Below are 18,988 nucleotides of genomic sequence, written 5' to 3' on the forward strand. Positions count from 1 at the left end.
ACGCAATTACCCGCATTCATACGCATTACAATCGTTCCGGGCAGCCTGCACCCTGGGCTTTGTTGGACGCTGACGCCGTGCTGCGCGCAGCCGGCGACGGAGGGCATCATGTTCAGGCACATCCTGGTTCCAACCGATGGCTCAGATCTTTCACGCAAGGCGATAGCGGGCGCGATCGATCTCGCGCAGGCCGTGGGCGCCCGCGTGACCGCGTACGCATGTCTGCCGCAATATCCGTACTCGCCGTTCTCCGATGTCGCGGTCGAACCACCCGGCGAGTTCCTGCAACGCAGCGAGCGCGAAGCGCGCGTGCATCTGCGCGAAGTCGAGCATGCGGCCCACCGCGTCGGCGTCCACGTCGAGAGCCGCACGAGCGTGCATCCGGCGCCGTATCTCGGCATCATCGAAGCGGCCGAGCGGGGCGGCTGCGACGTGATCTTCATGGCGTCGCATGGGCGGCGTGGGCTCGGAAGCCTGTTGATCGGCAGTGAAACGCAGCGCGTGCTCACGCATACGAAAATTCCTGTGATCGTCTATCGCTGAATCGCTTTGCGCCGCCGCCGGCGGCGTGCCGGCATCCGCCTTCAAAAAAAACGCACCGGCGGCGAAGCCGGCGCGTTCAGGTTCGCCGCACGCTTGCCGCGTGCTGGCTTCTCTCAGACCCCGGCCGCTGGCATGCGCACTAATGCTCCTGCCAATCCGGTACGGCGCGGTCCCCCCTGTGTCGGCGGCACTCTGACGGTGCCGCTCGACATTTGCCAATCGTTGCTGCGTTCAGGCCACGGGATTGCGTGACCCGACCGGCTGGTCTCAGGCGACCTTCTTGTCGAAGAACTGCTCGTTTTCCGTCGAACCATGCAGCGCGGTCGTCGATGCTTCGCGCTCGACCGTCTGCGTGACGGCGTCGAAGTAGCCGGTGCCGACTTCGCGCTGGTGCTTGACCGCGGTGAAGCCCTTTTCGGCCGCCGCGAATTCCGCCTGCTGCATTTCGACGAATGCGGTCATCTGGTTGCGCGCATAGCCGTACGCGAGGTTGAACATCGAGTAGTTCAGCGCGTGGAAGCCGGCCAGCGTGATGAACTGGAACTTGTAGCCCATTGCGCCGAGCTCGCGCTGGAACTTCGCGATCGTCGCGTCGTCGAGGTTCTTCTTCCAGTTGAACGACGGCGAGCAGTTGTACGACAGCAGCTGGTCCGGGTACTCCTTGTGGATCGCGTCGGCAAATTTCTTCGCGAACTCGAGGTCCGGCTTGCCGGTTTCGCACCAGATCATGTCGGCGTAAGGCGCGTACGCGAGGCCACGCGAGATCGCCTGTTCGAGGCCCGGCTTCGTGCGATAGAAGCCCTCGACGGTGCGCTCACCGGTCAGGAAGGGGCGGTCGTTGTCGTCGATGTCCGAGGTCACGAGGTCGGCGGCTTCCGCGTCGGTGCGAGCGAGCAGCACGGTCGGCACGCCCGACACGTCGGCGGCCAGACGCGCGGCGGTCAGCTTCGCGACGGCTTCGCGGGTCGGCACGAGCACCTTGCCGCCCATGTGGCCGCACTTCTTGACCGAGGCGAGCTGGTCTTCGAAGTGCACGCCCGACGCTCCCGCTTCGATCATCGCCTTCATCAGTTCGAACGCGTTCAGCACGCCGCCGAAACCGGCTTCCGCGTCGGCCACGATCGGGGCGAAGTAATCGACGTAGCCTTCATCGCCCGGGTTCTTGCCCTCCGACCACTGGATCTGGTCGGCGCGCGTCAGCGTGTTGTTGATGCGCTTAACGACGAGCGGCACCGAGTTGGCCGGATACAGCGATTGGTCCGGGTACATTTCACCGGCGACGTTGGCATCGCCCGCGACCTGCCAGCCCGACAGATAGATTGCCTTCAGACCGGCCTTCACTTGCTGCATCGCCTGGTTGCCGGTGAGCGCGCCGAGCGAGTTGACGAACGGCTCGCTGTTCACTGCGGCCCACAGCTTTTCGGCGCCGCGCTTTGCGAGCGTGTGCTCGGGTTGCACCGAGCCGCGCAGACGCACCACGTCTTCGGCCGAGTAGGTGCGCTTGACACCCTTCCAACGCGGGTCCGTTTCCCATTGTTGCTTGAGTTGCTGCACTTGCTGTTCGCGGGTCATTGTCATGATGTGCTCCTTCGATGCCAGTTATGGAGGATGGGTGACTCTGTCTTCTCGAAGCGTAGGGCCAGCAGAGGCGTTCTGTTTCGTGAAGTCTTATATAAGAGTCTAGGCAAATCGATGGACGCACAATAGACGCCGCAAAGCGTTTTTCCAATATTTATTTTTTCATGAAATCAATAGGTTAAATCCTACGTTTCGCGATGAGAAACGATATTTTCCCTGTTGCAATAGTCCTTCTTGTGCTTTGCAGCATGATTTTTTACGACGCAAAAAATTTTTTTACATCGTGAAATTTGGGGCGGGCAGTCGATAGGCGAAAAAAAACCGGCGCCTGAGCGCCGGTTTCTTCTGTTGCCACGGACGGCGCGAAGCCGTCCGTGGGTCTGATGGCTAGCGATTAGCTGCCGCGACGTGCCGAACGGGGACCGTCGTTGCGGCGCGCGCCGTAACCGTCACGCGAACCGTAACCGTCGCGCGAACCATAGCCGTCACGCGAACCGCCGTGGCTTTCGCGCGAGCCGTAGCCGTCACGCGAACCGCCGGCCGACTTGTTGCCCCAGCCGCCGCCGTTGCTGTTGCCGTTGCCGTTGCCGTTGCGCGAGCCACTGTAGCCGCCCGGCTTGCCCGAGCCGCTGCCGAAGCGGCGGCCGTTACCGGCCGGACGACCGCGGCCACCGAATCCAGGACGGCCGTTGCCCGAAGGCGGCGCCTTGCGCGGCTCGAAGCCTTCGACGACGTTGACCGGCAGCGGCGTGCGCACGAAGCGCTCGATGCGCTTCAACGCGCCCTGTTCGGCGTGATGCACGAGGCTCACCGCGATACCCGAGCGGCCCGCGCGGCCGGTACGGCCGATACGGTGCACGTAGTCTTCGGCGAACTTCGGCAGGTCGTAGTTGAACACGTGCGTGATGCCCGGGATGTCGATACCGCGAGCGGCGACGTCGGTTGCAACCAGCACGCGCACGCGGCGCTCGCGCAGCGCGCGGATCGTGCGGTTACGCGCGCCTTGCGGCAGGTCGCCGTGCAGCGCGGCCGATTCGAAACCGGCGTCGGCCAGACGGCCTGCCAGCTGGTCGGCGTCCATCTTGGTTGCCGTGAAGACGATCGCCTGATCGAGGCCGTCGGCACGCAGCAGATGGTCGAGCAGACGGTCCTTGTGATCGCGGTCGTCGACGTAGTGGACGGTTTGCGAGATGTTGGTGCGCTGCTCCATGCGCTGGACGATCTCGATACGCTCCGGGTCCTTCAACAGACGGCCGGTCAGCGAGCCGATCTTGCCGTCGAGCGTGGCCGAGAACAGCATGGTCTGACGCGTAGCCGGCGTCTCGGCGACGATCGTGTCGATGTCGTCGATGAAGCCCATGTCGAGCATGCGGTCGGCTTCGTCGAGCACGAGGATCTGCAGTTGCGACAGATCGATGCGGCCGCGCTCGAGGTGGTCGATCAGACGGCCCGGCGTCGCAACGAGGATTTCAGGGTTCTTCGCGAGCAGCATCAGCTGCTGGCCGTAAGCGACGCCGCCGAGAATGCTGACGGTGCGCAGGCGCTTGAGGTGCTTGCCGTACGTCGCGGCGGCGGTCGTGACCTGCATCGCGAGTTCGCGGGTCGGCGTCAGCACCAGCATGGTCGGACGTGCGACCGGCTGCGGACGGCGGCCGCGGCCACCGTCGGCCGGGCGCGGTTCGCGCGGCTGGCTCGCCTGGGCCTTTTGCAGCTGCGCGAAACGCTCGATGGCGGGCAGCATGAAGGCGGCGGTCTTGCCCGACCCGGTCGGGCTCGAAACCAGCAGATCGCGGCCGGCGATACCGGCCGGCACAGCGCGTTGCTGCACCGGCGTGGGGTGCTCGTAGCCAGCGGCGGTCAGCGCGGAGACGACTTCCGCGGACAGGCCGAGCGACGCGAAGCTCGGCTTGGCGTCAGCCTGCGCGGCGGCTGCGGGAGCGGCGGGCTCGAGACCAAGTGCTTCGTCGGCGATGGCGTTCAACGGGCTGCTGGGGGTGTTGCTCAAAGTCATGTGAATCCTTGAAAACGATCCTGGGTGGTTCATCGGATGAAAAACGTCAACGCCAATCGGCATACCCAAGTCGTCGGATTCAGCGAGCAAAAAAGCAGCGAGCAAATCGAAAAACGGGGGCAACTCGCGACAATGAAGGCGAGTTTTTCGTTAGAAGCTGTATCGGATGCGACATGCCAACATGGCGAGTCGCCAGCCTGGGACTTGAGCCCGTAGTGGGCTAGGCAGAAGGGGACAGGTTCTAAACTGGATTGGAGCAAACGCTATGGGACGCTGCGCCGCGAGGACCGTTGGAAAAAACGGGCGAAGCAGTGAAGCGCAGGCGGCATTATAGCGACCTTTGCTGCACTGCGCCACCATTCAGGCAATTCCGACAGAAAAAAGTGACGGAATGCAGTAGGGAAGTGAGATTGGCGCGCCGGAGACTCAGGCCGCGGCACCGCTCTTCAGCGATTCGACGAGCTCGACGTATTGCTGCTTAGCAGCGTCCTGCGCGGTGCCCTTGAGCGCCGCCCAAGCTTCGTACTTGTATTTGCCGACGATGTCGGTGAAGCCCGGCTTGTCGCCGTGCACGTCGCCTTCGCTCGCCTGCTTGAAGAGCGCATACAGACGCAGCAGCGTCAGATTGCCCGGACGCTCGGGCAACTGCTTGACGTCCTGCTGGGCTTGTTCGAACTGGGAGTTGATATCGGTCATGGTGGTTTGGCCCGCGTGGCGGGATAGATGAGATCGGCTGAAAATCATAACAATTGACCGCCGCCGCGGGGGCCGAGGGCTTATTCCAAACCGGGCAGCCGCGAAGGGGGGCAGCGTGGTCGCGCAAACCACCATTCACGCGCACCGCGCCGATTACAATACGGTCCATGACTCAAACATTGCTCCTTGCAATCGATACATCGACCGAATTCTGTTCGGCGGCGCTCGTGTCCGCGTCCGTCGATGCCGCCGGTCAGCCCAACGCCGAACCGCGCGTCTGGGTTCGTCACGAACAAACCGGCGCGGTGTCCAGTACCCGCCTGCTGCCGGCGATCCGCGAACTGTTCGACGAAGCCGGCCTCCCGTTGGCGGACTGCGACGCGATCGCGTTCGGCTCGGGTCCGGGTTCGTTCACCGGACTGCGTACGGCGACCGGTGTCGCCCAAGGCCTCGCGTTCGGCCTGAACCTGCCAGTCGTACCGATCGGCACGCTGCTCGCGTGCGCGGAGAGCGCCCGCCTGCGCGATCCGTCGACCACGCGCGTGCTGGCCGCGCTCGACGCGCGCATGGACGAAATCTACTGGGCCGACTACGCGTGGGACGACGCGCAACACGAATGGCGCACCGTTCAGACGGCGTCGCTCGATGCGCCCGAGCGGATCGCGCTGCCCGACGTACCGTTCACACTCGCCGGCAACGCGGCAGCCGCGTTCGGCGAGCGATTGCCGGCGGTCGCGGCCGCGCAGCGCGTCGATGGCGAGGCGTTGCCGCATGCGTTGCCGCTCGCGTACGCGGCGCTGCGCGCGTTCCATGCGGGTCGCACGGTACCAGCCGATCAGGCCGCGCCCGAGTACGTCCGCGACAAGGTCGCGCAGACGACCGCCGAGCGCCTGGCCGACAAAGCGGCGAAATCGGCCAAAGCGGCTCATAGCGCCGGGCAGTCCGCACAGAGTGCGCCCAACGGCGCGGCTGGCCAGCCGTCCCACGACGAGGCGCGCCCATGAGCGGCGTGCTGCTCACGGACCGCTACATGTCGCCGATGACCGAAAGCGACCTGGACGAAGTCGCCGCGATCGAGAAGCTAGCGTATGAGTTTCCGTGGAGTCGCGGCAACTTCGGCGACTCGCTGCGCAACGGCTATTTCGGCGTCTGTCTGCGTCACGTGACGGGCACTTTGATCGGCTATTGCGTGCTGATGCCGGTCGTCGACGAAATGCATCTGCTAAATCTTTGCGTCGCACCTCAAGCGCAAGGCGCCGGCGCGGGCCTCGCGCTGCTGCGCGAGGCGGTGCGCATCACGCACGCGAAGAAGCTCGACGGGCTGCTGCTCGAAGTGCGGCCGTCGAATCATCGGGCAATCCGGTTGTACGAGCGCTTTGGCTTCGCATCGATCGGCCGGCGCAAAAATTATTATCCGGCGCGGCATCGCGCCCGGGAAGACGCGATCGTGATGCGTCTGTCGTTTGCCACGGAGGGCGAAGATGGCGCTGCATGAAACGGTGCTCGAAGAATTTGGACTCGCGCCGCTGTGGGTGCGTCGCGGACTCGCCGCGCGCGAGGCGGAGGCCGGGCAGGGTGATGCGTCGCAGTCGCTGGCGGAACACGCAAACGACGAGCGACGCGCGGAGCCGGCGCCGCAGACCGCGCGCGAAGCGCTGCGCGCAACCGCCGACGCGCAGCCGCAGCAAGCGCCGCGTGAACCCGCACCGCGCTTCGACGAAACCGCCGCGCGCCGCGAGACATCACAACCGCAACCGGACTTTTCAGCCCCGCCAACTTTCGATGCACCACCCGACGACGACTTCGCGTGGTTCGACGATCCAACGGCATCGGCCCCCGCACCGGCCGAAGCACGCCGCGACGCGCCCGCGCTGCCGGCTATCCACACGCTCGACTGGGACGCGCTCGCCGAGCGCGTCGCCGGATGCGAGGCCTGCCGGCTGTGCGAGAAGCGCACGAACACGGTGTTCGGCGTCGGCGATCGCGAGGCCGACTGGATGCTGATCGGTGAAGCGCCCGGCGAGAACGAGGACCGTCAAGGCGAACCGTTCGTCGGCCAGGCCGGCAAACTGCTCGACAACATGCTGCATTCGCTCGCGCTCGCGCGCGGCACCAACGTCTATATCGCGAACGTGATCAAGTGCCGGCCGCCTGGCAACCGCAATCCGCAGCCGGATGAGGTCGCGCGTTGCGAACCTTATCTGCAGCGCCAGGTGTCGCTCGTGAAGCCGAAACTGATCGTCGCGCTCGGCCGTTTCGCCGCGCAAAGTCTGCTGAAGACCGAGGCGAGCATTTCGTCGCTGCGCGGCCGCGTGCATACGTACGAGGGTGTACCGGTGATCGTCACCTATCATCCGGCCTATCTGCTGCGTAGCCTGCCCGACAAGGCCAAGGCATGGACGGACCTGTGCCTTGCGCGCGCCACGTGGCTCGCGAACGGCGGCGCGCCGTCGAACGAATCAAAGTGACGATCCCCGAGGGACCGGCGGCGCGCATGTCCGCCACGTCTGTCAGCCGCGCGGCGCTTCTCGATACGTTGCTGGGTTTGCGTGACGATGCTTCAGTCGATGCGCTGCGCGATCCCGCCGTCCGCGATCTCGCCTGGCTGCTGCTGAGTCCCGATCTGTTGCGCCCTCAGCCTCCCGCGGGCGCGCTCGCCGATCCATTCGACACACCGCAGGAATTGCAGGCCACGCTCGACTGGCTGCGCGCGCTCGATGCCACTCCAGAACCTCTGCATCAGGATCTCGCGGCAACGCGCATCACGCGTCTTGGCCGCTACGCCGAACGCCTGCTGGGCTTTTTCCTTCGTCATGGGCCGGGCACGCAACTTATCGCAGCGGGTGTGCCGCTACGGCACGCGGGCCGCACGCTCGGTGAATGCGATTTCCTCGTGCGCACACGCGAGGGCGCGCGACTGCATTGGGAACTCGCGGTGAAGTGCTATCTGCATGCGGGCGATCCGAATGGGGCAGAGGCGGCGCGTCTCGCCGATTATGTCGGCCCCAATCTGAAGGACCGCTTTGATCTGAAGCTCGCGCATCTGCTCGATCATCAGTTGCCGCTCAGCGCACGCGAGGAATTTGCAACGACGGGCTATACGGGCGCGTGGACGCCGCAGATGTTCGTCAAAGGCTGGCTGTTTTACCGGCATGGCGCCACGCCCACCGATCCTCCCGAACTCGATCCCGCGCATGGCCGCGGCTGGTGGGTTACGCATCGCGACTGGCCGGCTTTCGAGTGCGCGCACACGCGCAAGTGGCGGCTGTTGCCGCGGCTCGAATGGCTCGCGCCGCAGTATCGAATGCAAGCCGGCGCGGACGACTCGAGCTATGTCGACGCAACCGCGCTCGCCGCTCGAATCTCACCGCAATACGGCCCGACGATGGTTGCCGGATTCATCGAAGACAACACGGGACGTCTGCTCGAGCGCTCGCGCGGCTTTATCGTGCCCGACGACTGGCCCGAGCACGCGCGGCGTTACGCGAAGCAATAGCGTCGCTCACCACCACCGATGAAAGTGATGCACCGGCCCCACGCCGTGGCCGACGTCGAGCCGCTCGCTCGCCTGCAGCGCACCGGTTAGATAAACCTTCGCATCGGCCACGGCGCTAGCGAGATCGTCGCGCTGCGGAATCAACGCCGCGATCGCCGACGACAACGTGCAGCCAGTTCCATGCGTGTTCTTCACCGGCACGCGCGGACCGCCGAGACGCAGCGTACCGCTTTCCTGCACGAGCCAGTCGGGGCTATCGGTCGCGCTCAGATGGCCGCCCTTCATCAGCACCGCGCGCGCGCCGAGCCCACGCAGCGCTTCGCCTTGCTCGACCATGCCGGCTTCGCCGGTGGCGGGCTGCGTGCCGAGCAACGCGGCCGCTTCCGGCAGATTCGGCGTCAGCAGATCGGCGAGCGGCAGCAGTTCGTCGCGAACCACCGCGACCGCATCGGGCAGCAATAGCGCGTGATTGCTCTTCGAGATCATCACCGTGTCGAGCACGATGTGTTTGGGCCGGTGACGGCGCAGCGCGTCGGCAACCGCGCGCGCGATCGGCGCGTTCGCGAGCATGCCGATCTTCACCGCGTCGATGCGGATGTCGTCGAACACCGCGTCGAGCTGCGCGGTGATGAACCCTGGGTCCGGCGCGTGGATCGCGGTCACGCCGCGCGTGTTCTGCGCGGTCAGCGCGGTGATCACGCTCGCGCCATAGGCGCCGAGCGCGGAGAAAGCCTTCAGATCGGCCTGGATGCCGGCGCCGCCGCCGGAATCGGAACCGGCGATCGTCAGCACATTGGGAATCGTTTGAGTCATTGTCGAGCGAGGAAGAAGAAGGGCGCGCTCGTGCGTGTCGCGGCCGGCCCGGCGCGGTTGATCAGTGCTTGGCTTCGCCGATCAGCGCGACCGAATCGAACGCGCGCTGGTTCGCCTGGTGGCGTCGCATGACGAGCCACATCATCACGCACACAAAGGTGCCGAACAGCACGATCACCACGGTAACCGGCACGTCGAGCCACACGAGCACCGCGTACAGGCACAGCATCACGAGCACGGACAGATTCTCGTTGAAGTTCTGCACGGCGATCGAATGGCCTGCCGACAGCAGCACGTGCCCGCGATGCTGCAGCAGCGCATTCATCGGCACGACGAAAAAGCCCGACAGGCCGCCCACGAACATCAGGAAGATATACGCGAAGATCAGGTAGCCCGACACGTGCATGCGGCCAAAATAAATGCCCCAGTGCGGGGGAAACAGATCGCGCGTATAGAACGCCATCAGCATCACGGAGATACCCATCATGATGCCGACCGGCAAGACCGACAGCGACTTCTTCAACGGCACACGCGAAGCCGCAAAAATCGCGCCGCCCGCGACGCCCACCGCGACCACCGCCTGCAGGATCGCCGCCTCGGACAGCGACATGCCCAACGACACCTCGGCCCATTTCAGCACGATGAATTGCAGCGTCGCACCCGCGCCCCAGAACAGCGTCGTCACGGCGAGCGAAATCTGTCCGAGCTTGTCACGCCACAGCACGAGAAAGCAGTCGGCGAAATCGGTGATCAGACGGATCGGACCGTGTTCCTGGCGCGGATAGCGCGCGCCGGTGTCGGGAATGCGCAGATTGAATAGCGCGGCGACCACGTAAATGCCCATGATCACGAGCATCGCGGCTTCCGCAGGCGTGTTCACGGTGGGGACGTGCCATTTGAGAATCGGCGCGGCGATGTGCGGGCTGATCAGCGCGCCGCCGAGGACCGTGCCGAGAATGATCGAGCCGACCGTGGTGCCTTCGATCCAGCCGTTCGCGGCGACCAGCCGGTCAGGCGGCAACAGTTCGGTGAGAATGCCGTATTTGGCGGGCGAGTAGGCCGCCGCGCCGAAGCCGACGATGCCGTACGCAATCAGCGGATGCGCGCCGACCAGCATCGTGATGCAGCCGACCACCTTGATCGTATTGGTGATGAACATCACGCGTCCTTTCGGACGGGAGTCGGCGAATGCGCCGACGAAGGCGGCAAGGACGACGTACGACAGCACAAAAAACAGCTTGAGCAGCGGCGTCATCCAGTTCGGAGCGTGAAGATCTTTCAGCAGTGCGATAGCAGCGATCAGAAGCGCATTGTCGGCCAGCGACGAAAAAAACTGCGCGGCCATGATGGTGTAAAAGCCTTTTTTCATCTGATGCGATGCTGTCCTCGCTGCGGTCCGTCCGCCCCGGCCGTTTGTTATGCGTCCGGGCTTATGCCGATCGAAATGGGTTGTGCGCACGGCTTTATATCATGAAAATAGATGGATTCAGACTAGCAGAATCCTTGATCGCACCGCCCAGCGGGCCGCAGAGCGCTGAAAACGCCTTGTAAGCCGCTGATTCGCAAGTGTCTTTTCGAAAAAATCCCATGCCGCGCCCCCTTTCCGCCACGATTCATACCGCTGCTCTCGCCAATAACCTCGCTGTCGCGCGGCGCTATGCGCCGAAATCGAAAATCTGGGCCGTCGTCAAGGCTAATGCCTACGGGCATGGCCTCGCGCGCGTGTTTCCCGGATTGCGCGCGACGGACGGCTTTGGGTTGCTGGACCTCGAAGAAGCGGTGAAGTTGCGTGAATTGGGCTGGGCAGGCCCAATTCTTCTGCTGGAAGGCTTTTTCCGGCCGACCGACATCGACGTAATCGACCGCTACAGCTTGACCACGGCGCTGCATTCTGACGAGCAGCTGCGCATGCTCGAAATGGCGCGCCTGTCGAAACCGGTCAATATCCAGTTGAAGATGAACACCGGCATGAACCGGCTCGGCTATACGGTCGAAAAATTCCGTGCCGCATGGGAGCGCGCGCGCGCCTGCCATGGGGTCGGCCAGATCACGTTGATGACGCATTTTTCCGATGCCGATGGCGAGCGCGGCATTGCTCATCAGATGGAGGCGTTCGAGCGCGGCGCGCAGGGCATCGCCGGTGCGCGCAGCCTGTCGAATTCGGCCGCGACGCTGTGGCATCCGGAAGCGCATTTCGACTGGGTTCGTCCGGGCATCATCCTGTACGGCGCGTCGCCGTCCGGCGTGACGGCCGCGATCGACGGCACCGGCCTGCAGCCCGCGATGACGCTCGCGTCGGAACTGATCGCCGTGCAAACGCTCGCCGAAGGCAGTTCGGTCGGCTACGGGTCCACGTTCACCGCGCGCGGGCCGATGCGCATCGGCGTGGTCGCGTGCGGTTACGCGGATGGCTATCCGCGCGTCGCGCCCGAAGGCACGCCGGTGATCGTCGATGGCGTGCGCACGCGAATCGTTGGACGTGTGTCGATGGACATGCTGACCGTCGACCTGACCCCGGTGCCGACCGCCAACGTCGGCTCGCGCGTGGAACTGTGGGGTACCGCGCTGCCCATCGACGACGTCGCGCAAGCCTGCGGCACGATCGGCTACGAGCTGATGTGCGCGGTCGCGCCGCGTGTGCCGGTTCGGGCGGAGTAACGCGTGGCGAAAGCGAAGACGTTGTACATCTGCGGCGAATGCGGCGGACAGTCGCCGAAGTGGTCCGGTCAATGCCCGTCCTGCCAGGCGTGGAACACGCTCGTCGAATCGGTCGCCGAGGCGCCGTCCGGTCACCGTTTCCAGTCGCTTGCGAAGAGCACACCAGTGCGGCGCCTCGCCGACATCGACGCGTCGGACGTGCCGCGCTTTTCCACCGGCGTCAGCGAATTCGACCGCGTGCTCGGCGGCGGCCTCGTGCCGGGCGGCGTGGTGCTGATTGGCGGCGATCCGGGCATCGGTAAATCGACGCTGCTGTTGCAGTCGCTCGCGGAAATCGCCGCGGACAAGCGCGCGCTCTATATCAGCGGCGAAGAATCGGGCGCGCAGATCGCGTTGCGCGCGCAACGGCTCGCACTGCTCGAACCCGGCTCGAAGGCGAGCGAACTGCAATTGCTCGCGGAAATCCAGCTCGAAAAAATTCAGGCGACGATCACCGAGCAACGGCCCGAAGTCGCCGTGATCGATTCGATCCAGACCGTCTATTCGGATGCTTTGACATCGGCGCCGGGCTCGGTTGCGCAAGTGCGCGAGTGCGCCGCGCAACTCACCCGCATCGCCAAGCAGTCGGGCACCACGATCATCATGGTCGGGCACGTGACGAAAGAGGGCGCGCTTGCGGGGCCGCGCGTGCTCGAACATATCGTCGATACGGTGCTGTATTTCGAAGGGGATACGCACTCGTCGTACCGTCTCGTGCGCGCGATCAAGAACCGCTTCGGCGCGGTCAACGAGCTCGGCGTGTTCGCGATGACCGAGCGTGGTTTGCGCGGCGTCGCGAATCCGTCGGCATTGTTTTTGTCGCAGCACGAACAGTCGGTGCCGGGGTCCTGCGTGCTCGTCACGCAGGAGGGCACGCGGCCGTTGCTCGTCGAAGTGCAGGCGCTCGTCGATTCGGCCAACGCGCCGAATCCGCGGCGCCTCGCGGTCGGCCTCGAACAGAACCGGCTCGCGATGCTGCTCGCGGTGCTGCATCGGCACGCGGGCATCGCCTGTTTCGATCAGGACGTGTTCCTGAACGCGGTGGGCGGCGTGAAGATCTCCGAGCCCGCCGCAGACCTCTCGGTACTGCTCGCGATTCATTCGTCGATGCGCAACAAGCCGCTGCCGAAAGGGCTCGTCGTGTTCGGCGAAGTCGGCCTCGCCGGCGAAATCCGGCCGTCGCCGCGCGGTCAGGAACGCCTGAAGGAAGCGGCCAAGCTCGGCTTCTCGGTGGCGGTGATTCCGAAGGCCAATGCACCGAAACAGCCGATCGAAGGCTTACAGGTCGTTGCGGTCGAACGGATCGAACAGGCCATCGACCGCGTCCGCACGCTCGAATAGACGGGGGCGGCGACGGCTCGCCGGTACTTTGTGCGCTTGCGGTCGCGTAATGCCCTGTAAATATCGCCATATTGGCTGTAACCTGGCCGCCATACCTTTTTCCTAAGCTGTAACGATATGCATCCCTTCTGATGCTCGAAAAAGGATCGCGCTTTGAAACAGTCACATGAAACCGCTGCCGACCAGCACATCCAGGTGCGCGGCTGCCGGGTCTCCGCACCGATTCATCAGCCTTGGGGCGGCGCTTGCCGAATCGTCGAGTGGATCGACACCGCCGGGCAGATCTCGCGGCGGGTGGTGGCCGAAGACGTGACAGCCGCCGAAGTGCGCGCCACGATCAGCCGCCATGTGGAAGGTCGCAAGCACTTGCTGTACGACGACGAGAAATCGCCGCGTCAAACGTTGCCGCGCCAGACGGCGACGCGGCGTTGACGGTGGCGGTTCATGCCCCGTCGTCGTCCGAGTCGGCGGCGCTCGCGGCCACCGCCGCATACGCATGCGGATTGAACAGCGGATGCTGCGCCGCTTCAGCGGGCGTGAGCACCGGCGACACGCAGCAATCGAGCGATTCCAACGATTCCACCCATTCGCCGAGCGTGCGCGTCGCAATCACCTCAGCGAGTTCCCGGATGAGCGCCAAGGCATCGGGACCGCCGATCGCCTGCCCCAGGCTCCAGTGACGCGTCGCCCATTCGGGCCGGTCGAGCGCCATGCACAGCGTTTCCCAGAACTTCAATTCGAGCGCGCCGACCGCGAGCCAGCGCTCATCGCTCGTGCGGTACAGGTTGTAGCAGGGCACGCCGCCATTCAACAGACCACTGCCCGCGGCGGGCGCCGCCCCTTCGTTGAGCAGGGAGACCTGCGCGACGAAGTTGTGCGCATAGCTCGTGTGCGTCATCGATACATCGACGAAGCGGCCCGCGCCGCCTCGCGCGACATGCCAGAGCGCGGCGAGAATCTGCGTGACCGCGCTCAAGGCGCCACCGAGCAGATCGGCGATCTGGAAGTTCGGCACGATCGGCGCACCGTCGCGGCTTGCCAGTTGATCGAGCACGCCCGCATAGCCGATGTAGTTCAGGTCGTGACCGGCATGGTCCGCGAATGGACCGCTTGCGCCATATCCGCTGATCGCGCAATAGACGAGCCGCGGATTGGCTGCGCTGAGCGTCGCGTAACCCAGGCCGAGTCGCTCCATCACGCCGGGCCGGAAGCTCTCGATCAGCACGTCGGCTTCGGCCGCGAGCGCGCGCAGCACGTTGCGTCCCGCTTCGGATTTGAGGTCGAGGCGCGTCTCGCGCTTGCCGCGATTGACCATCCGGTAGAACGCACCGGGCCGGCCCGCGACACGATCGCTCGACGATTGCATCATCGTGCGCGTCGGGTCGCCCGCGCCGGGCGCCTCGATCTTCAGCACATCGGCGCCGAGCTCGGCGAGACGCAGCGCGGCCGCCGGCCCCGGCAAGAGGCGCGTGAGGTCGAGCACGCGGAGTCCTTGCAACGGTGGCGGCAGCTCGGTTGCCGTTGCAGCTGCGGGTCCAGACACCGATGACGCGGACGACGAGTTCGCAAATGACAAAGCCAAGCTCCCGTGGATGCCGGCGCGGCCCGGCCGTTGCGTGCCGCTAGCCGATCTGTTCGAGTTCCTCGTGCGTCTCCAGCCATTCGGCTTCGAGCGTATCGAGGCGCGCGTTCACGTCTGCCTGACGGCGGATCGCCTCCGTCAGTTTGCTCTTCTGTTCCGGCTCGTAACTCGCGGGATCGACGACGAACGCATCGAGCGTCGTCTTCTCCGCGTTGAGCGCGTCCATTTCCTTTTCGATCTTCGCGATACGGCTTTGCAGCGGTTTCTTCAGATGCGCGAGCTTCTGCCGCGTTTCCGCTTCGAGGCGGCGCTGCTCCTTGCGATTGACGTTGCTGTCGCCATTTGCCGCGCCGTTGGACGCCGCGTCCGACGCACCGGAAGCGTTCGCCTTCAACGCCGCGCGCTGCTCGGCCGCATGCTGCAGCAGCCAGTCGCGATAGTCGTCGAGATCGCCGTCGAATTCCTGCAGACGATGCTTCGCGACCAGCATGAACTGATCGGTCGTCGCGCGCAGCAGATGGCGGTCGTGCGACACCAGAATCAGCGTGCCTTCGAATTGCGCGAGCGCCATCGTCAGCGCGTGGCGCGTTTCGAGATCGAGGTGGTTGGTCGGCTCGTCGAGCAGCAGCAGGTTCGGCTTCTGCCAGATGATCAGCGCAAGCGCGAGGCGTGCCTTCTCGCCGCCCGAGAACGGCGCGATCTTCGCGGTCGCCATGTCGCCGGAAAAGTTGAAGCTGCCGAGGAAGTCGCGCAGCTCCTGCTCGCGGGTGTCGGGCGCGAGACGCGCGAGGTGCTGCAACGGCGTGTCGTCGGGGCGCAGCGTTTCGAGCTGATGCTGCGCGAAGTAGCCGATGCGCAAACCCTTGCCTTCGCGCACGTGGCCGGAGAGCGGTTCGAGCGTGCCCGCGAGCGTCTTGATCAGCGTCGACTTGCCCTGGCCGTTCGCACCGAGCAGGCCGATGCGCTGACCGTTCTGGATCGACAGCATCACGCGCTCGACGATCGGAATCTCGCTGCCGTCTTCGGCGTGATAGCCACAGCGCACCTCTTCCATCACCATCATCGGATTCGGCGCGGAGTCGGGCGTACGGAACTCGAACGTGAACGGCGACGCGACGTGCGCGGGCGCGATCAGCTCCATCTTCTCGAGCGCCTTCACCCGGCTTTGCGCCTGGCGCGCCTTGGTGGCCTGCGCCTTGAAGCGGTTGATGTAGCTCTGCAGATGCGCGACCGTGCGCTGCTGCTTTTCGTACGCGCTCTGTTGCAGCGCGATCTGCTGCGCGCGCAGCACTTCGAATTGCGAGTAGTTGCCGCCGTAGCGCTTGATCTGCTGGTTCTCGAGATGCAGCGTGACATTGCAGACGGAATCGAGAAACTCGCGGTCGTGCGAGATCACGATCAGCGTGCCGGCATAGCGATTGAGCCAGTCTTCGAGCCAGACGATCGCGTCGAGGTCGAGGTGGTTGGTCGGTTCGTCGAGCAGCAGCAGGTCGGAGCGGCACATCAGCGCCTGCGCGAGATTCAGCCGCATGCGCCAGCCGCCCGAGAAGCTCGTGACCGGCTCACGGGTCTGGTCGAGCGTGAAGCCGAGGCCGAGCAGCAACGCTTCGGCGCGAGCCGGCGCGGTGTAGCCGTCGGCGTCGGCGAACGCGGCGTGGGCTTCGGCTTCGGCTGCGCCGTCGTGCGCCGCGGAGGCCGAAGCGATGCGCGCCTCGATGTCGCGCAGCGCGGCGTCGCCGTCGAGCGTGTAGGCGAGGGCGGTTTTGTCGACGGCGGGGGTTTCCTGCGCGACGTGGGCGATGCGCCAGGTCGGCGGGATCGAGAAATCGCCGCCGTCCGCATGCAGCTCGCCGCGCAGCACGGCGAACAGCGTAGACTTGCCCGCACCGTTCGCCCCGACGAGGCCGGCTTTTTCACCGGGATTCAACGTGAACGTGGTGTTGTCGAAAAGCGGCTTGGTGCCGCGCGCGAGGCTGAACTGATTGAAGCGGATCACGACGTGGCCGGCTGAAGAAAACCGCTATTTTAGACTGCCCGGCGGGTTGCCGGGCGCGCGGCGCCGATCGCCCGGCTGTCACATCGAGCGCAGCCGCCATCGGCCATTCGGCTGACTGTATCGGCAGCGCTTTTGGCATAGACTGACGGCTTTCACGGGAGGGCACATGACATCGATCTATTCGTTTTCGGCACGCACGCTCGGCGGCGAGGAAGCGAGTCTCGCGAAGTACCAAGGCAAGGTGATGCTGATCGTCAATACCGCGAGCGAATGCGGGTTCACGCCGCAGTACGCGGGCTTGCAGAAGCTGTACGACGCCTATGCGGCGCGCGGGCTCGCGGTGCTCGGCTTTCCGTGCAATCAGTTCGGCAAGCAGGAGCCGGGCGACGCCGCGCAGATCGGCAGCTTCTGCGAGAAGAACTACGGCGTGACGTTCCCGATGTTCGACAAGATCGACGTGAACGGCCCGAATGCGCACCCGCTATTCCGTTACCTGACGATCGAAGCACCGGGGCTGCTCGGCCTCGAGGCGATCAAGTGGAATTTCACGAAGTTTCTGATTGGCCGCGATGGCAACGTGGTCAAGCGCTATGCGCCGCTGACGAAGCCCGAGGCGATCACCGAGGATATCGAAGCGCTGCTGTAACAGGAGCGCTTTTACAGGATCGGCGAAAAGAGCCGCGCGACGTGCATCAGCATGCGTCGCAGCGCGTTCGCCTTGCGGTACTCGTCGCGATCGATTTCACGCGACTCGGCGAAGTCGTCGAGCAGCATCGTTTCGACTTCGAGCGCGAAGCCGCGGTCGACGGTCAGCACCATGATCTCGAAGTTCAGACGGAACGAACGGTTGTCGAGATTGGCGCTGCCGATCGCGGCCGCGTTGCTGTCGATCAGCACGACCTTCTGGTGCAGGAAACCCGGCTGATAGCGGAAGATGCGAATGCCCGCGCGCAGCGAGTCGTATGCGTATAGCTTCGACGCCGCGAACACCACGCGGTGATCGCGCCGGCTCGGAATCAGGATGCGCACGTCGACGCCCCGCAGCGCCGCGAGCCGCAGCGCGGCGAACACCGCCTCGTCGGGCACGAGGTAGGGCGTCGTGATCCAGATCCGTTCGCGCGCCGCGTTGATCGCTTCGACGAAAAACAGCGAGCAGGTCTCCTGTTTGTCGGCCGGGCCGCTCGGCAGCACGATGCAGTGCATGTTGTTCGCGGGGCGTTCGATGGTGTCGTGGGCGTCGTGCTGTTCGACGGATGGGACGGCCGATTCGGCGGGCGGCAGGTCGAACTCGGGCAACTGCTGCGTGGCCCAGTACCAGTCCTCGATAAAAACGAACTGGATGCTGGCGACCGCCGGGCCGCGCACCTCGATGTGCGTATCGCGCCACGGCGACAGCGGCGGCTTCGCGCCCAGATATTCGACGCCTACGTTGTGACCGCCAATAAACGCGCGCTCGCCGTCGACCGCCACGATCTTGCGGTGATTGCGGAAGTTCAGTTGCAGACGGTTGACGAAGCGGCGGTTCGTCGCGAACGGCTGCATCTCGATGCCGGCCGCGCGCAGTGCCGCGACGTAGCGGTGCGGCAGATCGAAGCTGCCGATGCTGTCATACAGAAAGTACACGCGCACGCCTTGTTGCGCTTTCGCGATCAGCGCGTCTTTCAGCATGTCGCCGAGCGCGTCGGCGCGCACGATGAAGAACTGCACGATTACATAGCGGCGCGCGTTCTGGATCGCGTCGAAGATCGCCTCGAAAGTCGCCGTGCCGTTGATCAGTGTGCGCACGGTATTGCCGGGCAGGAATGGCATGCCGCCAAGGCGCGTCAGCGACTGCACGAGCCGCGAGCCGAGCTGCTGCGTCGGCACCCCGGCCGACGACGCGTGCGTGTCCCACACCTGCGGATGCGCGCGTGTGCGCAGCAGCTCGTTCTCGACGCGGCGCGCGTCCGCGTAGCCGGCGAACTTGCTGCGGCCAAGGAACAGGTAGGGCACGAGCGTCAGATAAGGCATCGCGACGAGCGACACGGCCCACGCGATCGCCCCTTGCGAGGTGCGGGTATGGAGGATCGCGTGAGCAGCCGCGATGATGCCGAGAATGTGGGCAAGGAGAACCAGCGGGCCGACGTGAAGCAGGTCGAATGTCATAAGCTCGCGAACAGTTGGCGAAGCGCCGTGATTCAGGAAACGGAGGCGGGCACAGGCTCGCTTCGTGGTCTGCGGCGAACGCGTCGGGCA

The 18,988-nt window shown here is 65.0% G+C and carries 17 protein-coding genes; 9 read left to right on the top strand and 8 right to left on the bottom strand.

Annotated features, from left to right (window positions below; all coding sequences use genetic code 11):
- The first annotated feature begins 108 nt into the window (after positions 1-108).
- The gene (locus AB3X94_RS02290; RefSeq protein ID WP_368610690.1) at positions 109-543 is read left to right on the top strand and encodes a universal stress protein; all 435 of its coding nucleotides are present in this window, start codon (positions 109-111) and stop codon (positions 541-543) included.
- Positions 544-810: 267 nt separating this feature from the next.
- Here AB3X94_RS02290 and aceA read toward each other — a convergent pair whose 3' ends face one another.
- The 3 genes from aceA to AB3X94_RS02305 all read right to left on the bottom strand — a co-directional run bounded on the left by aceA (position 811) and on the right by AB3X94_RS02305 (position 4,828).
- Positions 811-2,115: an isocitrate lyase gene (gene aceA, locus AB3X94_RS02295; protein ID WP_026228698.1), complete on the bottom strand. Its 1,305-nt coding sequence runs from the start codon at positions 2,113-2,115 to the stop codon at positions 811-813.
- Between the two features lie 400 nt (positions 2,116-2,515).
- The gene (locus AB3X94_RS02300; protein ID WP_368610691.1) at positions 2,516-4,132 is read right to left on the bottom strand and encodes a DEAD/DEAH box helicase; all 1,617 of its coding nucleotides are present in this window, start codon (positions 4,130-4,132) and stop codon (positions 2,516-2,518) included.
- A gap of 426 nt (positions 4,133-4,558) precedes the next feature.
- The gene (locus AB3X94_RS02305; protein WP_152851132.1) at positions 4,559-4,828 is read right to left on the bottom strand and encodes an acyl-CoA-binding protein; all 270 of its coding nucleotides are present in this window, start codon (positions 4,826-4,828) and stop codon (positions 4,559-4,561) included.
- Between the two features lie 167 nt (positions 4,829-4,995).
- Between AB3X94_RS02305 and tsaB the strand changes: the two genes are divergently transcribed.
- The 4 genes from tsaB to AB3X94_RS02325 are packed head-to-tail and all read left to right on the top strand — an operon-like array spanning position 4,996 to position 8,324.
- Positions 4,996-5,832 carry a tRNA (adenosine(37)-N6)-threonylcarbamoyltransferase complex dimerization subunit type 1 TsaB gene (gene tsaB / locus AB3X94_RS02310; RefSeq protein WP_368610692.1) on the top strand — a complete coding sequence of 279 codons (837 nt, stop codon included), beginning with the start codon at positions 4,996-4,998 and terminating at the stop codon, positions 5,830-5,832.
- The gene (gene rimI / locus AB3X94_RS02315) at positions 5,829-6,323 is read left to right on the top strand and encodes a ribosomal protein S18-alanine N-acetyltransferase (protein WP_368610693.1); all 495 of its coding nucleotides are present in this window, start codon (positions 5,829-5,831) and stop codon (positions 6,321-6,323) included. Before tsaB ends, rimI begins: the two co-directional genes overlap by 4 nt.
- A complete protein-coding gene (locus tag AB3X94_RS02320) occupies positions 6,310-7,296 on the top strand; it encodes a uracil-DNA glycosylase (RefSeq protein ID WP_176108266.1) in 987 nt (328 codons plus the stop codon). Before rimI ends, AB3X94_RS02320 begins: the two co-directional genes overlap by 14 nt.
- A 26-nt stretch (positions 7,297-7,322) precedes the next feature.
- Complete coding sequence (locus tag AB3X94_RS02325; protein WP_368610694.1) at positions 7,323-8,324, top strand: DUF1853 family protein; 1,002 nt, start codon at positions 7,323-7,325, stop codon at positions 8,322-8,324.
- A 6-nt stretch (positions 8,325-8,330) separates the two neighbouring features.
- Here AB3X94_RS02325 and thiD read toward each other — a convergent pair whose 3' ends face one another.
- The gene (gene thiD, locus AB3X94_RS02330) at positions 8,331-9,137 is read right to left on the bottom strand and encodes a bifunctional hydroxymethylpyrimidine kinase/phosphomethylpyrimidine kinase (protein WP_176108268.1); all 807 of its coding nucleotides are present in this window, start codon (positions 9,135-9,137) and stop codon (positions 8,331-8,333) included.
- 61 nt (positions 9,138-9,198) lie between these two features.
- A complete protein-coding gene (lplT, locus tag AB3X94_RS02335; RefSeq protein ID WP_176108269.1) occupies positions 9,199-10,506 on the bottom strand; it encodes a lysophospholipid transporter LplT in 1,308 nt (435 codons plus the stop codon).
- Positions 10,507-10,724: 218 nt separating this feature from the next.
- On the opposite strand from lplT, the gene alr reads away from it, so the two are divergent.
- The 3 genes from alr to AB3X94_RS02350 all read left to right on the top strand — a co-directional run bounded on the left by alr (position 10,725) and on the right by AB3X94_RS02350 (position 13,607).
- On the top strand, positions 10,725-11,795 hold the full coding sequence (gene alr / locus AB3X94_RS02340) for an alanine racemase (protein ID WP_368610695.1): 1,071 nt from the start codon (positions 10,725-10,727) through the stop codon (positions 11,793-11,795).
- 3 nt (positions 11,796-11,798) lie between these two features.
- Positions 11,799-13,175: a DNA repair protein RadA gene (radA, locus tag AB3X94_RS02345; RefSeq protein ID WP_013089722.1), complete on the top strand. Its 1,377-nt coding sequence runs from the start codon at positions 11,799-11,801 to the stop codon at positions 13,173-13,175.
- 153 nt (positions 13,176-13,328) lie between these two features.
- On the top strand, positions 13,329-13,607 hold the full coding sequence (locus AB3X94_RS02350; protein WP_176108271.1) for a DUF2866 domain-containing protein: 279 nt from the start codon (positions 13,329-13,331) through the stop codon (positions 13,605-13,607).
- 10 nt (positions 13,608-13,617) lie between these two features.
- Here the strand turns inward: AB3X94_RS02350 and AB3X94_RS02355 are convergent, their stop codons facing one another.
- Positions 13,618-14,673, bottom strand: a complete 1,056-nt coding sequence (locus tag AB3X94_RS02355; protein WP_368610782.1) for a CaiB/BaiF CoA transferase family protein — start codon at positions 14,671-14,673, stop codon at positions 13,618-13,620.
- 124 nt (positions 14,674-14,797) lie between these two features.
- On the bottom strand, positions 14,798-16,753 hold the full coding sequence (locus AB3X94_RS02360) for an ATP-binding cassette domain-containing protein (protein WP_368610696.1): 1,956 nt from the start codon (positions 16,751-16,753) through the stop codon (positions 14,798-14,800).
- A 166-nt stretch (positions 16,754-16,919) separates the two neighbouring features.
- Here AB3X94_RS02360 and AB3X94_RS02365 point away from each other — a divergent pair, with 166 nt between their 5' ends.
- Entirely contained in the window at positions 16,920-17,399 is a 480-nt protein-coding gene (locus AB3X94_RS02365; protein WP_013089718.1) for a glutathione peroxidase, read from the top strand.
- A gap of 11 nt (positions 17,400-17,410) precedes the next feature.
- Here AB3X94_RS02365 and cls read toward each other — a convergent pair whose 3' ends face one another.
- Positions 17,411-18,898, bottom strand: a complete 1,488-nt coding sequence (gene cls / locus AB3X94_RS02370; RefSeq protein WP_368610697.1) for a cardiolipin synthase — start codon at positions 18,896-18,898, stop codon at positions 17,411-17,413.
- Positions 18,899-18,988: the final 90 nt, after the last annotated feature.

Source organism: Paraburkholderia sp. BR10923, from assembly GCF_040948765.1.
Lineage (GTDB): Bacteria > Pseudomonadota > Gammaproteobacteria > Burkholderiales > Burkholderiaceae > Paraburkholderia > Paraburkholderia youngii.

Excerpts from the sequence above, each read along its gene's own strand:
- rimI (WP_368610693.1), top strand. The coding sequence starts at position 5,829 with ATGAGCGGCGTGCTGCTCACGGACCGCTACATGTCGCCGATGACCGAA.
- alr (WP_368610695.1), top strand. The coding sequence starts at position 10,725 with ATGCCGCGCCCCCTTTCCGCCACGATTCATACCGCTGCTCTCGCCAAT.
- thiD (WP_176108268.1), bottom strand. The coding sequence starts at position 9,137 with ATGACTCAAACGATTCCCAATGTGCTGACGATCGCCGGTTCCGATTCC.
- AB3X94_RS02365 (WP_013089718.1), top strand. The coding sequence starts at position 16,920 with ATGACATCGATCTATTCGTTTTCGGCACGCACGCTCGGCGGCGAGGAA.
- lplT (WP_176108269.1), bottom strand. The coding sequence starts at position 10,506 with ATGAAAAAAGGCTTTTACACCATCATGGCCGCGCAGTTTTTTTCGTCG.
- cls (WP_368610697.1), bottom strand. The coding sequence starts at position 18,898 with ATGACATTCGACCTGCTTCACGTCGGCCCGCTGGTTCTCCTTGCCCAC.
- AB3X94_RS02325 (WP_368610694.1), top strand. The coding sequence starts at position 7,323 with ATGTCCGCCACGTCTGTCAGCCGCGCGGCGCTTCTCGATACGTTGCTG.
- AB3X94_RS02305 (WP_152851132.1), bottom strand. The coding sequence starts at position 4,828 with ATGACCGATATCAACTCCCAGTTCGAACAAGCCCAGCAGGACGTCAAG.
- tsaB (WP_368610692.1), top strand. The coding sequence starts at position 4,996 with ATGACTCAAACATTGCTCCTTGCAATCGATACATCGACCGAATTCTGT.
- AB3X94_RS02290 (WP_368610690.1), top strand. The coding sequence starts at position 109 with ATGTTCAGGCACATCCTGGTTCCAACCGATGGCTCAGATCTTTCACGC.
- aceA (WP_026228698.1), bottom strand. The coding sequence starts at position 2,115 with ATGACCCGCGAACAGCAAGTGCAGCAACTCAAGCAACAATGGGAAACG.
- AB3X94_RS02320 (WP_176108266.1), top strand. The coding sequence starts at position 6,310 with ATGGCGCTGCATGAAACGGTGCTCGAAGAATTTGGACTCGCGCCGCTG.
- AB3X94_RS02300 (WP_368610691.1), bottom strand. The coding sequence starts at position 4,132 with ATGACTTTGAGCAACACCCCCAGCAGCCCGTTGAACGCCATCGCCGAC.